The 14,872-nt window shown below is 62.4% G+C and carries 12 protein-coding genes; 5 read left to right on the top strand and 7 right to left on the bottom strand.

All coding sequences use genetic code 11. From position 1 onward, the window contains the following. Positions 1-11: 11 nt before the first annotated feature. Complete coding sequence (locus tag EJ079_RS00970) at positions 12-1,403, bottom strand: phospholipase D-like domain-containing protein (protein WP_245481788.1); 1,392 nt, start codon at positions 1,401-1,403, stop codon at positions 12-14. 1,076 nt (positions 1,404-2,479) lie between these two features. Between EJ079_RS00970 and EJ079_RS00960 the strand changes: the two genes are divergently transcribed. Further along, positions 2,480-3,826: an FAD-binding oxidoreductase gene (locus tag EJ079_RS00960; RefSeq protein ID WP_127807822.1), complete on the top strand. Its 1,347-nt coding sequence runs from the start codon at positions 2,480-2,482 to the stop codon at positions 3,824-3,826. Positions 3,827-3,883: 57 nt separating this feature from the next. Here the strand turns inward: EJ079_RS00960 and EJ079_RS00955 are convergent, their stop codons facing one another. The 6 genes from EJ079_RS00955 to EJ079_RS00930 all read right to left on the bottom strand — a co-directional run bounded on the left by EJ079_RS00955 (position 3,884) and on the right by EJ079_RS00930 (position 10,304). Beyond that, positions 3,884-5,152 carry a D-tagatose-bisphosphate aldolase, class II, non-catalytic subunit gene (locus EJ079_RS00955; RefSeq protein WP_127807821.1) on the bottom strand — a complete coding sequence of 423 codons (1,269 nt, stop codon included), beginning with the start codon at positions 5,150-5,152 and terminating at the stop codon, positions 3,884-3,886. After that, entirely contained in the window at positions 5,152-6,138 is a 987-nt protein-coding gene (locus tag EJ079_RS00950) for a sugar kinase (protein ID WP_127807820.1), read from the bottom strand. Before EJ079_RS00950 ends, EJ079_RS00955 begins: the two co-directional genes overlap by 1 nt. Before the next feature lie 153 nt (positions 6,139-6,291). Next, the gene (locus tag EJ079_RS00945; protein ID WP_127807819.1) at positions 6,292-6,921 is read right to left on the bottom strand and encodes an HAD family phosphatase; all 630 of its coding nucleotides are present in this window, start codon (positions 6,919-6,921) and stop codon (positions 6,292-6,294) included. After that, positions 6,921-8,441 (bottom strand): FGGY-family carbohydrate kinase, encoded by a 1,521-nt coding sequence (locus EJ079_RS00940; RefSeq protein WP_127807818.1) that lies wholly within the window; start codon positions 8,439-8,441, stop codon positions 6,921-6,923. The genes EJ079_RS00945 and EJ079_RS00940 overlap by 1 nt, the downstream gene beginning before the upstream one ends. 162 nt (positions 8,442-8,603) lie before the next feature. Further along, on the bottom strand, positions 8,604-9,404 hold the full coding sequence (locus EJ079_RS00935; RefSeq protein WP_023809131.1) for a BtpA/SgcQ family protein: 801 nt from the start codon (positions 9,402-9,404) through the stop codon (positions 8,604-8,606). A gap of 39 nt (positions 9,405-9,443) precedes the next feature. Then, a complete protein-coding gene (locus EJ079_RS00930; protein WP_127271648.1) occupies positions 9,444-10,304 on the bottom strand; it encodes a DeoR/GlpR family DNA-binding transcription regulator in 861 nt (286 codons plus the stop codon). 165 nt (positions 10,305-10,469) lie between these two features. Between EJ079_RS00930 and EJ079_RS00925 the strand changes: the two genes are divergently transcribed. The 4 genes from EJ079_RS00925 (at position 10,470) to EJ079_RS00910 (ending at position 14,838) form a co-directional block, all read left to right on the top strand. Next, positions 10,470-11,270: an SDR family NAD(P)-dependent oxidoreductase gene (locus tag EJ079_RS00925; protein ID WP_127271331.1), complete on the top strand. Its 801-nt coding sequence runs from the start codon at positions 10,470-10,472 to the stop codon at positions 11,268-11,270. 174 nt (positions 11,271-11,444) lie between these two features. Next, positions 11,445-12,620, top strand: coding sequence for an ATP-binding cassette domain-containing protein (locus tag EJ079_RS00920; RefSeq protein WP_127807817.1), 1,176 nt, complete (start codon positions 11,445-11,447; stop codon positions 12,618-12,620). Then, positions 12,617-13,447 (top strand): carbohydrate ABC transporter permease, encoded by an 831-nt coding sequence (locus EJ079_RS00915; RefSeq protein ID WP_013530271.1) that lies wholly within the window; start codon positions 12,617-12,619, stop codon positions 13,445-13,447. Before EJ079_RS00920 ends, EJ079_RS00915 begins: the two co-directional genes overlap by 4 nt. A 95-nt stretch (positions 13,448-13,542) precedes the next feature. After that, on the top strand, positions 13,543-14,838 hold the full coding sequence (locus EJ079_RS00910) for a sugar ABC transporter substrate-binding protein (RefSeq protein WP_127807816.1): 1,296 nt from the start codon (positions 13,543-13,545) through the stop codon (positions 14,836-14,838). The last annotated feature ends 34 nt before the right edge of the window (positions 14,839-14,872 follow it).

Below are 14,872 nucleotides of genomic sequence, written 5' to 3'. Positions count from 1 at the left end.
TCTCCACACTATTAGAGCTGGGAGCGTAGCCTGCTGGCAAAGTAGTCGGTGACCTTTTCGCTCACCGGACGTGCTTGCCACTCTTCCAGCCTGACTTGCCTTGATCGTTTCAGGTCCTCGTTGAAGATGTCTATTTGCGTTCGCGCGAATTCCATGCCGTAGACGTTCAGACTGGCCTCATCGTTGAGGCGCAAGGAACGCTCATCCAGATTGGCCGAGCCAACGCTCACCCAGACATCGTCGACGATCAAAAGCTTGGGGTGGTACATTGTGGGTTGAAACTCAAAAATGCGCACACCGGCTTTGAGCAATTCGCCCCAGAAATAACGTGAACCCTTTCGCACTATGGGCACATCCGTCAGCCAATTGGGAACGATGACATCGACCGAGACGCCTCGCTTCCTTGCATCAAGAATCTGCTGCAGGGCTATGTCGTCGGGCACGAAGTAGGCCATGCCGATGCGCAGATGATCCTTGGCCGCGGCTAGTGCTGCCAACATCATCAACTCCATGTTCTCCGAGCCGTTTGGCTGCGAAGAAAGTATCAACTGGGCATCGAGCCCACCAGCGGGCGCAACTGCAGGGTAGAACTTTCCGCCCTGCAATGTCTCGCCGGTCGTCTCAAGCCAGTTTTCCGCGAACGCCGCTTGGAATGCGGACACGGCGGGTCCTTCGATCCGGTAGTGCGTGTCGCGCCATTCATTTGAGTTGCGTGCGTTCCCGCGCCAATTATCGGCAATGCCGGCGCCGCCAGTGAATGCTATCCGGCCATCGACGATCAGCAGCTTGCGATGAGTTCGGTTGTTTACACGGTCCAACGTATACCAGCGTAAAGGCCGATAGCGTTCGAACTTCACACCGGCAGTGGTCATGATGTGGATCAAGTCCTCGTCGAAGGGAAGGCTGCCAACCCAGTCGACGTTCACACGGACTTCGACGCCTTCGCTGGCCTTCGCCGCCAATGCGATCGCGAACTCGTAGCCGATGGCTCCTGACCAATAAATATATGTCTCCATGTCGACGCTGGATCGAGCCGTCCCGATTGCTTGCAGCATAGACGGAAATATTTCGTCTCCGTTGATGAGAGTTTGGACCGCATTGGAATCGAACATCTGCCCTTGCGAATAGCTGCTCATCGTCTCGGAAAATTGGGGATCCGTAGCGTCGAACCGATGGGGGACGATTGATCGTAGAACGCGCGGCTCTGGAGTAAGATTTATGATCAACACCGTGAGCAGGCTGGCCATGGTGGCGATGGCCAGATAGATGAGCACCTTTCGCCAAAGCTCAATGCCGGAGGTCTTCTTGCGGGCGCCTGACGCGACGGAACCGAAAGGCTGCACGTCAATCGCCCCGCTGCTGGCGATGGCGATGCTTTTCGATCTCCTCGGGCTCTTCATCATCGATCCGCGTGATTGCGGCTCCGTGCCAATCCAAGCTCTGTCGCTCGAAGATCATCCAAAGAATTGCGTAAGCCAACAAGATCAGGAACGCAGCGGGACGAGAGGTCAATGTGCCAATTGAGGTAAGCACGCTTGTGACCGTATGGTTTGCCATTCCAAAGAACTCGCGGCAGTGCCCCTGGTTCCCATGAGGCATCATACCGCCCCGCCGTGCCTACAGTGGCTTATGGGTAGGCCACTTGAGTACATCGCCTCTGGCCAGTCGTTACTTTCGATCGAGCACCATTCGGACCTTCTCGGCCAACTAGTCGATCGTGTAGGGTTCGTCAAAAGCTCCGTTCCAAAATCGAGCGTGCCATTGTGACAGCGATACATTGTCCTGCCCATTCGTTCGAGCATCAAAAATCCCGGAGCATTCTGGCAGCCTGGAAAATGCGAAAATGAATTCGTGGTCCAATGCCGTCGGTATTTAACTTGGGCGATGCAGCTATGTTCCTGCTTTTGCAAAAATTGCGCAGCCTCGTACGCGATGCAAGGTGCGTCTGTCCGTGTCGCCGGCGGAATATCCGCTGCCGAGATCGTGTTACCTATTGTGATACGTATTGTGATACAAACGACACCCGGCAAGATGGAAAATGTAACAAAAACAGCTAGTGACGGGCTGAGTGATCCCAGCCAACGGTACCATCGGGTTTTTCCTGTAAGTAATTGATTGGTTGGACGAATTTACGGAATTGCTCTGGCCCTTGAGCCATTTTGGCGGTTTTGTGATACCTATTGCATTCCGGCCTTCGCGCTCAAGGTTCAGACCAGTTGGGCCGGCCTGCGAATAAGCATGCTCGCCAACGATTTCTCGGGAACTGCTTGCAACACTCGCCAGGCCGGCGGTTTCAGGACTCATTGTCCAGGGCTCTTCCAAACCCGCGATCTGCCGCCGTCCTTGTCGGCAAGCACTAGCTGACGATCAATCTCCTCGCGTGGTATCGACATTTCACGGCGGCCAGATATCGCTGCCCAGATCTCGCTGCCAGCGTGGACCGGATGTCGCCGCAGCATACCAAGAAGGACGGTGCTCTTTGACAATCTTCCCCTTCACCGAAGCCACCCCGATCCAGTTCCAGCAGCCCCTGCCGAAGACTTCGGACGTCGTGATCATCGGCGGCGGGGTCATTGGCGTGAGCACGGCACTGTTCCTGGCGCGACGGAACGTCTCGGTGACGCTGCTGGAAAAGGGCCGCATCGCCGCCGAGCAATCCTCGCGCAATTGGGGCTGGATCCGGCAGCAAGGCCGCGATGCCGACGAACTGCCGATCGTCATCGAAGCGCAGCGCCTCTGGCGGCAACTGGCGCAGGAATGTGGCGAGGACATAGGACTGAAGCAGACGGGCGTTACCTATCTTGCGCGGACAGACAAGGAGATGGCCGGTTTCGCCAAGTTTCTCGATATTGCCCAGGCTCATGGCGTCGACACGTGTCTCCTCGACCAAGGTGAGTTGGCAAGCCTGATCCCTGCCATGTCGCGACCGTTCAAAGGGGCAATGATCACCCCATCGGACATGCGGGCGGAACCTTGGGTCGCGGTGCCCGCGCTTGCTCGCCTGGCGGCCCGCGAAGGTGTGACGATCATCGAGAATTGCGCGGCACGTATGCTCGACATCTCCGCGGGACGCATCAGTGGCGTCTGGACCGAGAAAGGGCACATCGCGACCTCGAGCGTCGTCGTCGCCAGCGGCGCGTGGACGTCGCTCTTTCTGCGCGCCCACGGCATCTCGATTCCGCAGCTCAGCGTCAGGGCGACCGTCGCCGCGACAGCACCGATGCCGGAAATCCACACCGGTGCCGCCGCGGATGAATGCATCGCTTTCCGGCGCAGGCAGGATGGCGGGTATACGCTCGCATCGGGAGGCAGTAGCCAACTCTACATAGGGCCGGACGCATTTCGCCATGCGGGCAAATATTTCAGCGCCCTGATGGCCAATCCCTTCGGCACGCGCTACCTGCCGGCCGCGCCGCGAGGATACCCGGATGGCTGGTCGACGCCGCGCAGATGGAACGCGGATGAAGAAAGCCCTTTCGAACGGATGCGGGTCCTCAATCCCGCTCCCGAGACGTCGGCGCTTCGCGCCATCGACCGCGGGTTCAGGGAGCTTTTCCCTCAGTTCACGACTGTGCCGATCAAGGCGAGCTGGGCGGGCATGATCGATGCGATGCCTGATGTCGTGCCCATCGTCGATCGCGCCGCTGCGATCCCAGGTCTCGTCATAGCGACCGGGATGAGTGGTCACGGCTTCGGCATCGGACCCGGCATTGGCCGTGTGCTGTCCGACCTCGTCCAAGGCAACGAGACCGGGCACAATCTCTACAGGTTCCGTCAATCCCGTTTCAGCGACGGCAGTCCGATCCGATTGGGGCCATCGCTGTAAGCGTTCCTGCCGCCCGCCAGCCCATCCGCTCTGGCCTTGAACAACCGGACGAAGGGTTCAGGTGCCGCATGCCCCGGCGTAGGCCTCGATGCTCCGCCGGACGTGACCGATCGCGATCTCCTCGACGTCGCAGGCGCGGTCAGCCCATGTGACTGCAGAAGGCAGGTGCTGGAGAAACAGCGTCACCGGCACCTTGCGGCCGTTCAACGTATCGAAGAGACGGTTGCAGGCGGCACGGGCTTGCGGGATCGCCCAATAATATCGGATGCGATCGGAATAGGAGTAGTGGCGCAGCGTCCGCTTGTCGGCATCGCTTCCATGATAGTGGCTTGCCCAATTCTTGGGGGTGGCTTGCATCTGCTCTTCCATGGCGTGGTAAAGCGGCCGCTCGCCATAGCCAGGCACCAGGTCGGAAGCGATCAGGTCGAGCGCGTACAGCGCCTCGCGCAGTTTGAAGGTCAGCTCGGGGCCGACCTTGAGGATGGCGAAGCCGTCCTCGACGAGTTCACGCAGCGGCCTCTCGCCCTGATAGTCCGTCGAATGAGCTTCGAAAATGAGCGACGGCAATGTGCTCAGAGTTGCCGCCAGGTCGCTGGCCTTGGTCCGATCGTAGAAAATCACATTCTGGTTGCCGAACTCCACGCCCGGCTGCACGACAAGCCCGATGACGCGGGAAAATGCGCTTTCAAGCCCGGCGGTTTGGAATGCCTGGGCGTGAATGGCATGTGTCTGGCGAGCGGCCTCCGGACTGGTCGGGGTGATCGCATCCAAAGCGTGATCGGCGCCGCCGGGCGGCGGCACCTCCGTGCCGATGATGTAGACCGGGTTGGCCCCGCCGCTCTGCGCTGCCGCCTGCTCCGCGACGCCCGCCAGCCTGACCGCGCGCCCGGCCACCGTGTGGTCGTCTAGCGCCGCCGGTTCACCCGCGCAGCCCATCGAGGCATCGAGGTGGATCTTGCGGAAGCCGGCGCGGACATAGGCATCGATCATCGTCCCGGCCTGCGCCATCGCCTCCTCGGCGGGCCGGTCTCTCCAGGGATTGGGGCCGAGATGATCCCCGCCAAGCACGATCAGCTCTTGCGGGCACTGCTCGGCTGCCGCGAGCGCTTCCACCATCGCCGCGAAATCGGCCGGCGTCATGCCCGTATAACCACCCAGATGATTGACCTGATTACACGTCGCCTCGATCAGGACGGTGGTGCCGGTTTCCCGCCCGTGGCGCAGTGCGGCTTTCAGCACCAATGGGTGCGCCGAACACACCGAGGTCACCCCGATTTTCTTCCCGTCCCTGTGCAGGTCCGGCAAATCGTCGATCGCCACACGCATCAATTTCTTCTCGCCGTTCTTGCCATGAAATCTTCCAGCTCGGCCGGCGTGCCGGCTCCCTCCATGGGACCGAGGCGTGTGACGTTGCGCGCCCCTGCCGCGTTGGCGAATTCGAGCGCCGTCTGCAGCGCCATCCCCAGCCGCCGGCATGCGACATAGGCTCCCCCGAAACAGTCGCCGGCGCCGGTGGGGTCCGTTTCCTCGACGATGAGGCCGGGGCAATCGGCGCGGGCTCCGGTGCTTTGACGGGCTGACGCGCCATGTTCGCCGCGCTTCACGGCGATCTCCTTGACCCCTCGTCTGAACAGCGCCTCGATTGCGCGTTCCTCGCCGTCCATGCCGGCGGCCAGGAACAATTCATTGCCCGACGGCAGCAGCAGGTCCGCTTCGTCCACCAGGCCGGCGAATTTCTCCTCGGTCTGGCCGTGCGCCAGCAATTCCTTGCGCAGGTTCGGATCGAGCGACATCGTGCCGCCGCGTGCCTTGATCAGCGGGATCGCGCGTTCGGTGATCGCCCAGGCTGCGGGACTTGCGAACACCGTTCCCATGACGTGGATATGCCCGCAACGCGCGATCAGCGCCTCGACCTGCGGGGTCCATTCCAGCCGGGCGGCGGCGGATTTGGCGATGTTGTAGACAAAATCGCGGCTCCCGTCCGTGCGGTAGCGAACGAAGGCGCTGCCGGTCGGATAATCCGCGGAAACAGCGATGGCGGAAATGTCTACGCCGTCCCGCTTCAGGCGCTCCATGTTGACCACGCCGAAATCGTCGTCGCCCACCACGCCCACCATTGCCGCCGCTCCGCCCATACGCGCGCATTGATCGATGAAGATGGCGGGCGCGCCGCTCGGAAAGGGGCCAATGAGGTCGATCGGTTCCCGGAAACCGGTGCCGGTCTGCCTCGCGACGATCTCTACCAGGATTTCTCCAATCGTCACGGTTGGCCCGAGCGAGTCCGCTGCAAGTGTTTGGGGGAGGTCGTTCATCAAGCGTCCAATCCTGGGTGTGGTGTCGTTCGCGGTTTCACGACGCCGAGGCGCAAGAGGATTCCTACCGGATCGATGTGAATCGATCAGCTGCCATCACGCTACAAACCTGCATGCATGGTCAAGCGCACACTTGGAACGACGCGCAAACCCTCAGCTGGGAAACAGGTCCAGGATCGACGACAGGCGGTTGGTGCTGAGATCGACGTCGCCGAGCAGGACGCCGCTGGGGAGATAGCCGACCACGAACAGACCAGCGGCCCGTGCTGCCTTGGTACCGGTGCGGCTATCTTCCACGGCCACTACGGACCCTGGAGCTATGGCGAGCTGCCGGCAGGCCTCGCGATAGGGCGTTGGGTCGGGTTTGCCGACCGACACGTCGTCGAGGCTGATTGTGAGACTCATATGGTCGAGCACGCCGAGCGCATCGAGATTGGCATTGACGACTTGCCGGCCGGAATTCGAGACGCAGACCTGCGGGACGCCGCGGTCAGCCAGGGTCCGAATCGTCTCGACCGCCTCGGGGATCGGGACGGCGTTCGCCCGGTTCGCGACGTAGTGGGCATTGATAGCGGCGAGCCACTCCGCCTGGTCGAGCCCGACCGGGAGACGCGGACGCAGCGTTGTCCAGACGTCGCCCATATGGATGCCGCGAAAGGCTTGGTCGGGCAGGTCGTCAAGATCGACGTTCCAGTTGCGGCAGCCGGCGAGGAGGGATTGATGATGCAACGGCTCGCTGTCGATCAGCGTTCCGTCGATGTCCCAGGCGACGGCGCGATACATCACGATGACGATCCCGCTCTGGTCGCGCCAGGAGCCGACAGGCGCGCATAAAGATCGCGATAGCGGCGATAGCCGTCGCGGTAGATGTCAGCCTTGCGTGGGTCGGGATCGAGCCGGTCGGCGAAGCTGACGAAACCGGAAACGCCCGACCAGTCGTCGGTCAGGCCGACGCCGATCGCCGCCGTCCAGGCAGCGCCGATACAAGAGCCGGGGTGCCCGGTCAGGCGTTGGACCGGCTTTTGCAGGACATCCGCGACAATCTGCATCCAGACCTTGCTGCTTGAGCCGCCGTCGGAGGCGAGATAGCGCTCGGTCCGGTGGCCCATGTCGTTGAGCACCTCGATATGATGCGCGATGGCGAAGGCATAGGCCTCGAGCAAAGCGCGCCAGACATGGCCGATATCGTGCGACAGCGTCAGCCCATCGATCACGCCACGAGCCGCTGGATCATGGATCGGCGTCTTCTCGCCGAGGAAGTAGGGCAGGACGGTGAGGCCGTCGGCACCGGCGGGACGCTCTGCCGCCAGCGCATCGAGCCGCTGGTGTACCGAAATGCCATCGGCCTGTGCCGTGACCATCTCGCCGCCGGCGAAATTGCGTACGAACCAGTTGAGGCCCGAGCCGCCGGTCGACATACAGCCATTGGGCATGAACAGGCCCGGCACCAGGTGGTAATCGAGATACATGCGGGGATCTGGCTTGATCTGATCGGTGGCGATCAGGATATCGACCGAGCCGCCGAATTTCAGGAGGACATCGCCTGCTTTGGCAACTCCGGCGCCGAGCGCGGAAGCGATCATGTCGGCCGCACCACCGACGACAGGTGTTCCCGCCATCAGGCCGGTCTCATCCGCGGCCTTCGCCGAGACGGAGCCGAGGATCTCATGCGAGGCGATCTTTCGTGGCACGGCCGAGCGCGGTATGTGGGCGAGCGCCACCAGGTCGTCGTCGATCCGGTGCGTCGAAACATCGACGAAGCCGGCCTCCAGCGCCCAGTTCTGCTCGACCGCACGTTCACCGGTGAGGCGCCAGTTGATATAGTCATAGGAGCCGAAAACGGTGGCGATGCGGCTGAACACCTTCGGCTCGTGACGCTCTATCCAGCGCAGCTTTGCGGTGACCAGCTGTTGGTTGATGCCGTTGCCGGCCTTGGCGATGAAAGCCGCCTCATCGCATTCGGTCCGCAGTTCGGCAACTTCGGCGCCACAGCGGCCGTCGCTCTGCTGGATGCTCGGTCGCAGCACCTCGCCCTGGTCGTCCAGAAGAACGACCGCCGGCAGCATGCCGGTGGTGCCGATCGCCACGATCTCTTCGGCCTTGATGCCGCTGGTCCTCAGCAACTCCTGCACGATGTCGCGGACATTGGTCCACCATTGCGCGGGATCTTCCTCGGCCCAGCCCGCATGCTCGGAATGCAGCGTGACGGGGCGCGAGGCGAGGCCCAGCACCTGATCGGGAAGCCGGATCAGAATGCCCATCGTCGAGGTGGTGCCGATATCGAGACCGAGAACGAACGCCATGTCGAATCCATTGAAATGCCGGGAAGGGCAGGCGGGCGAACCTGTCTGCCTCGTCGTGTCCCGCTGCTCGATACCAGTCGATCATTCCGGACGCCGGCCCGCAACGATCGATATGATCACCGCGAGCCGGCGCGATGGCCGGCATCGCCGTGGAAGCCGTTCTCAGCGCAAAGTGGCGACAACGTCCATGAAGCGTTTGACCCGATCGCCGTCGACGGCGTTCCAGGTATTGCCATCGATCTTGAAATGGGTCCCGATCACGACGCCGCTCGCCAGCGAAAGGACATCGCGGACATTGTCGATGTTCACGCCGGTGTTGGCGAAGACCGGCACGTCCTTGATCGTCTCGCAGACGCTGCGCAGGTGGGACTGGTCGGCCGGCTGGCCAGTGATCGGACCGGAAACGAGGATGGCGTCGGCCATCGACGAGAACACCGCGCTCTTGGCGCGCAATTCAATAGGACGCTGGTCGAGCGAGTGTGCGAACTCTGCATTGATGTTGAAGAGAAGCTTCATGTCGTCGCGGCCAAGATTGTGCCGCAGGCGCGAGGCGGCGGCGCAATCGGGCTCCCACAGGCCCATGTCGGAAGCAAACAGGCCGGTGAAGATCTCGCGCACGAAACGGGCTCCGGTGGCAGCCCCGATCGCGACGCTGGCAGTCGGATCCCAGAGATAATTGACGCCAAACGGCACCTTCAGCTCGGGTTTCACCGCCTGGACGATCGCAGTCATGGCGGCAATACCTTCGGGCGGCGCCTTGAAGACATAGGGGCGGTCGTTCTCGTTGCCGAACATGATGGCATCGACGCCGCCGCTCTGCAGCTTGCGGATGTCGGAGAGTACGCCATCGATCAGCTTGTCGAGGCCGCCATCGGCATCATAAAGGGGCGTTCCCGGCAGGGCACCGATATGTGCCATCGAGATGACAGCCTTCTTCTTGTCGCCGAAAAATTCAAATACCATCGAGTCGTCTCCTTGGGGATAAAGTGAAAATGTTGCGCCTCAGTCGCGCGTCAGCGGCGGCGCGATGCGCAGGTCGACCTTGGCCGCGGCGAGCGCCGCGGCGATCTTGGCCGGCGGCTCGGCATCGGTGATGAGGATGTCGATGTCCGACAGTGGCGCTATCCGCACCAGCGACATGCGCAGGAATTTGGCGGAATCGCAGAGCACGATCTTGGTGCCTGAGCGTCTCAGATAGGCGCGCTTCATATCGGTATCATCGAAGGAATAGTCGAAGAGGCCGTCCGCCGTGATGCCGGAGACGCCGATCACGGCGACATCGAACCACAGCGCCTCGAACTGGGCGATGGCCGCGGGCCCGCCGGTCGACATCTCGTCGGCCCGTACACGGCCGCCGGCAACATAGACTTCGGGCACGCCGCCGTTCAGCGCCGCCGCGATCCTGAGGCTGTTGGTGAACACCTTGGCGTGCGGAAGGTCCTTGAGGTGCTCGGCCATCAGATAGGTGGTGGTGCCGACATCCAATGCGATCGTGCGGTATCCCGAAACCAAGGCGGCCGCGGCGGCGGCAATCGCGGCCTTCGGGTCACGGCGCTGGCGCAAGCGCGAATCGAAACTCGGCTCCTCACTGTCCATGGCGACCAGCGGCGGGTTGTCCGCCTCGATCGCACCTCCGTGGATTCGTACAAGCCTGCCCTCGCGCTCCAATTCGACCAGATCGCGGCGGATCGTCATGTCGGAAACGGCGAGTTCGGCCGCTGCCGCAGCGACGGTGAGCGACCCCGTGCGGCGCAGGAAAGCCAGGATGCGTGCCTGTCGATCGTGCGCGAGAAGGCGCTGACGATCGGCATCGCGCGGTGCGCCATGCGTGGACGATAGGGGAGAGGCGGTGTCGTCGGCCATCGATGTATCCGGTGGGTAAGCCGCTGACGAAGCGGTCTGCAACTTCGACTCTACCGCATGATCAAACATTTTCAAACAAAAATATGTTTGCAGTGTTCGAATTTATTGGTATGCATCTCGATATCAACAGAACGCGTTCCGCCACCAAGCAGAGAGAATACGACCATGCCGGCTGCCTCCGTCATTCCTCCAGTGCTTGCCGAACTCGCGGGCAAGCGTGCCTTTGTGACGGGTGGCGGCGCGGGGATCGGTCGCGCGATCGCGGCCGCCCTGACGCGGCAGGGTGTCGCCGTGGCGATCGGCGATCTGGATCCCGACGCCGCGCGCAAGGCGGCCGAGGAGATTGGCGGCGGTGCCGCCGCCGTCACGGTCGATGTTCGCCGTCGCGATTCCGTCGAGGCGGCCTTTGCCACTGTGCTGGAAGCGCTAGGCGGCTGCGATATCCTGATTGCCAATGCCGGCGTGTCCACCATGCAGCACGCGCTCGATCTGACCGACGAGGAGTGGGACTTCAACTTCTCGGTCAATGCGCGCGGGGTATTCCTCGCAAATCAGATCGCTGGACGGCATTTTGTCAAGCAAGGCACGGGCTGCATCGTCAACACCGCCTCGCTTGCCGCGAAGGTCGGTGCGCCGCTCCTGGCGCATTATTCGGCATCCAAGTTCGCCGTGCTCGGCTGGACGCAGGCCTTTGCCCGCGAGCTCGCGCCCAAGGGAATCCGCGTCAATGCCGTCTGCCCGGGGTTCGTCAAGACCGGCATGCAATCGCGCGAAGTCGAATGGGAGGCGCATCTGCGGCAGGTCACGCCCGAACGGGTGGTCGCCGACTATATCGCGCAGACGCCGCTCGGCCGGCTCGAGTTGCCGGAGGATGTCGCCGACGTCGTCGTGTTCCTCTGCTCGGATCAAGCCCGCTTCATGACTGGCCAGGGCGTCAACGTGACCGGCGGCGTCTACATGACCTGACGGCTTTTGGCGGCTGTAACCGGATCCTGATGCTGGCACGCGCCATCCAAAAAAGTGAACACATATGATCAGAAGGCAGGCTTTCAATGTTACATTTTGTTCTCTAAGATGACCGTTCGCTCGACTTCGGCCTTCGGCGTTCAGCCGGGTCAGACGGGTTCATGAGGAAAGTCTATGGCGTCTATCGAGCTCGATCGCGTTTCCAAGCTCTACGGCAATGGCAATTACGGGGTGCATGAGGTCGATCTCACCATTCCCGATGGTGAATTCGTGATCTTTCTCGGCCCGTCGGGATGCGGCAAGTCGACGACGTTGCGGATGATTGCCGGCCTGGAGAGTATCTCCTCCGGCGATCTTCGCATCGGCGGCAAGAGCGTCGCCAATGTCGCGCCGCGCGACCGCAACGTCGCGGTGGTTTTCCAGAGCTACGCGCTCTATCCGCATATGTCGGTGCGGCAGAACATGGCTTTCGGGCTGAAGATGCGCGGCACCGACGCAGCAGTGATCGATGCCAAGATTGCCGACGCCGCGAACCTGCTCGGTTTGCAGAATCTTCTCGGCCGCAAGCCGGCAGCGCTTTCGGGCGGCCAGCGTCAGCGTGTCGCGCTCGGCCGGGCGATCGTTCGCGAACCGGCGGCCTTCCTGCTTGACGAACCGCTGTCCAACCTCGATGCGCAGCTGCGTGCCGAGATGCGGCTCGAACTCGTCAAGCTGCACCGGCGCCTCGGCCGCACCATCGTCCATGTCACGCACGACCAGGTCGAGGCCATGACCATGGGCGATCGCATATGCATCATGCGCGATGGTCGCCTGGTCCAGGCCGGCCGGCCGCTTGAAGTCTATGCCGACCCGGTCAACACCTTCGTCGCGCGCTTCCTGGCGACGCCGCCGATGAACCTCATTCCGGCCACGCTTCAGGCCGCACCTGGCGAAGGGCTCTCCGTCCTGACCGATAGTGGTGCCGTGCTTGCCGTCCCCGCCCGCCACCGCAACGCCTATGGCGAGCGTGTCGGGCGCCGCGCCATTCTGGGCGTGCGGGCCGAGGATTTCCATGAAAGCCCCGACAAGCCGGACTGGCAGAAGATTGCCGTACGGGTCGTGGCCGTCGAGGCCCTCGGCGCCGAGAACGTCCTGATCGGCCAGATTGCCGGTCAGGCCACCGGCACGGACGATGCCCACCCCGCCGGAGGCGACAAGCCGTTGGAGATCGCCGCCCGCCTGAGCCGTTATTTCACGGCGCCCGTCGGCTCGATCGTCGAACTCTACATCGACCCGCTGCCGATGCACCTCTTTGATCCCGAAACCGAACTGGTCATCGCGCGGCCGAGCCTCATGAGGGCCGCTCAATGACCAGCATGGACAGAAACGAACGGCCTGCCTTTCGCCGCCGCTTCGGCCTGCATTTCGGGCTGATTGTCGTTTGCGCCATCGTGCTGCTGCCGCCGCTCTGGGTGCTGCGGACGAGCTTCGTGCCCGAGCAGCTATCCTACAGCAACGAGCTGATGCCGGCCTTTACGACGGACAATTATTCGGCGCTCCTGTCGAGCCGCTTCGGTCAGTCCTACCTCAACAGCCTGATCGTCGCGCTCGGCTCGGTTCTGCTCGCATTGCCTTTTGCCGCCACCACCGGTTATGCCTTCGCCCGCTTCCGTACGGGCGGTCGGTGGGCGCGTTTTGCCGTTTTGGCGACGCAAATGCTGCCGCCCGTGGCGCTGGTGCTGCCGACCTTCACGCTGTTCCGAAGCCTGGAGCTCAGCAATTCGCTGACCGGGCTGATCATCGTCTATGCCGCGCTCAACCTGCCTTTCCTGACCTGGATCCTGATGGGCTTCTTCGAAGGCATTCCAGTCGATCTGGAGTGGGCGGCGATGACCGACGGCGCGACCGCCTGGGGCGCCTTCTGGCGCATTGTGCTGCCGGTGTCGATGCCCGGTATCGCGGCCGCCGGCGTCCTCGGCTTCATCCTGGCGTGGAATGAGTTTTTGTTTGCCCTGGTTTTGAGCGGGCCGAAGACGGCGACCATACCGGTTGCGCTCGCCGCGTTGCAGACCTCGAACGGCGTCCAGATCGCCAAGGTCTCTGCCGGCGTCGTCCTTGCCATCCTGCCGCTGGTCGTGGCTTCCCGCTTCATCCAGCGTTTCATCGTCCAGGGCTTGACGTTCGGCAGCGTGAAATAGGCCGGCCGCTCCGAGAGCCGACATGGCTCGCTAGCCGGTTATGAAATCGTGACGGGATCACCGCCGCGTCCAGAGGGAAAGAGGAGTAGAGAGTTATGACTTGGAACAAGCAGACCTTGATCAAAATGCTGATGACGGCGGTGAGCGGGGCAGCGGTTGTCAGCGCATCGCTTCCGGCCAGGGCGGCTGAGCCCATCACCTTGCACGCCTTGATGGAGGACGTGCCGGAAACCAAGATCATCGAAGCGCTGTTGCCCGAATTCGAGAAGCAGACCGGCATCAAGGTCGAGTTCGAGAAGATCGGCTATCCCGACATGCACGACAAACTGGTGTCCCAGCTGACCGCGCCGCAGAGCTACTACAATGTGCTCGAGGTCGACTTCCTGTGGGCCGGCGAATTTCCGGCGGCCGGCTGGTTGGCCGATCTGAAACCCTTCGTCGAGAAATCCAAATACGATCTGAGCCCCTTCATTCCTTCGACGCTTGACCTGCTCGGCCGGACCAAGGATCAGCTGTTCCTGGTGCCCATGTACAACTACTCGATGGGCCTCCTCTACCGCACGGACCTGATCGGCGACGAGAAGCTCAAGGCCGCCTACAAGACGGCAACCGGCAAGGAACTCGCTTTGCCGACGACCCTCGAAGACTATGTGGCGATTTCCAAATTCATGAAGGCCAATGCCGGCGTCGCCGGAGCCGCGATGCAGGGCCAGCGCGGCGACCCCAACAGCATGGAATTCTCCAATTACCTGTTCTCCGCCGGCGGCAGCTATCTCAATGCCGACGGCAAGGCGAGCCTCGACACGGCAGAGGCCAAGAAGGCGCTCGATCTCTATGTCGACAACATCCAGCATGGCGCCCAGCAGGGTGCCATATCGGCGACGCTCGATGACACCATGCGCCTGATGTGCAGCGGTTCCGCCTTCAGCATGGTCACCTATTGGTGGATGCTGCCGCAGATGGACGATGCCGTGAAGTGTCCGACGGTCGCCGGCAAGGTCGGCCTGTCGGTGATGCCGGGTGGCCATGGCGAAAGCGGCGGTTGGGGCTGGGGCATTCCCAAGAACACGTCGCCGGAAGAGCAGGAAGCCGCATGGACCTTCATCCAGTGGGTGCAGAGCAAGGGTGTTTCGGTGAAGCGCGCGCTCGAGGGCCACGCGCCGGTGCGCAGCGATGTCTATGCCGATGCGGCGGTGCTGGCGAAATATCCCTTCTACAAGACCGCCGAGGATGTGGTGGCGACCGGCAAGTCGTTTCCGATCTTCACCTATTCGGCGCAATACGAAGATCTGCTCGGTACCCAGCTCTCGCTGGCGGCTGGCGGCCAGGCGACATCGGACGCGGCGCTGAAGGCGGCTTCCGACGGCTTGCAGGGGCTCCTCGACAAATAGCGGTCCGGCTCGGCAAGGAGATCCGGCGCGGCGG

The sequence above is a fragment of the Mesorhizobium sp. M7A.F.Ce.TU.012.03.2.1 genome (assembly GCF_004006095.1).
Classification (GTDB): domain Bacteria; phylum Pseudomonadota; class Alphaproteobacteria; order Rhizobiales; family Rhizobiaceae; genus Mesorhizobium.
The sequence above is the reverse complement of the archived record's forward strand: the minus strand, read 5'-3'. Positions and strand labels throughout refer to the sequence as shown.

What these genes read in the sequence shown, in the direction of transcription:
- EJ079_RS00950 (WP_127807820.1), bottom strand. Translation starts at nt 6,138, where the DNA reads ATGAACGACCTCCCCCAAACACTTGCAGCGGACTCGCTCGGGCCAACC.
- EJ079_RS00935 (WP_023809131.1), bottom strand. Translation starts at nt 9,404, where the DNA reads ATGGTATTTGAATTTTTCGGCGACAAGAAGAAGGCTGTCATCTCGATG.
- EJ079_RS00970 (WP_245481788.1), bottom strand. Translation starts at nt 1,403, where the DNA reads ATGATGAAGAGCCCGAGGAGATCGAAAAGCATCGCCATCGCCAGCAGC.
- EJ079_RS00920 (WP_127807817.1), top strand. Translation starts at nt 11,445, where the DNA reads ATGGCGTCTATCGAGCTCGATCGCGTTTCCAAGCTCTACGGCAATGGC.
- EJ079_RS00955 (WP_127807821.1), bottom strand. Translation starts at nt 5,152, where the DNA reads ATGCGTGTGGCGATCGACGATTTGCCGGACCTGCACAGGGACGGGAAG.
- EJ079_RS00940 (WP_127807818.1), bottom strand. Translation starts at nt 8,441, where the DNA reads ATGGCGTTCGTTCTCGGTCTCGATATCGGCACCACCTCGACGATGGGC.
- EJ079_RS00930 (WP_127271648.1), bottom strand. Translation starts at nt 10,304, where the DNA reads ATGGCCGACGACACCGCCTCTCCCCTATCGTCCACGCATGGCGCACCG.
- EJ079_RS00925 (WP_127271331.1), top strand. Translation starts at nt 10,470, where the DNA reads ATGCCGGCTGCCTCCGTCATTCCTCCAGTGCTTGCCGAACTCGCGGGC.
- EJ079_RS00910 (WP_127807816.1), top strand. Translation starts at nt 13,543, where the DNA reads ATGACTTGGAACAAGCAGACCTTGATCAAAATGCTGATGACGGCGGTG.
- EJ079_RS00945 (WP_127807819.1), bottom strand. Translation starts at nt 6,921, where the DNA reads ATGTATCGCGCCGTCGCCTGGGACATCGACGGAACGCTGATCGACAGC.
- EJ079_RS00915 (WP_013530271.1), top strand. Translation starts at nt 12,617, where the DNA reads ATGACCAGCATGGACAGAAACGAACGGCCTGCCTTTCGCCGCCGCTTC.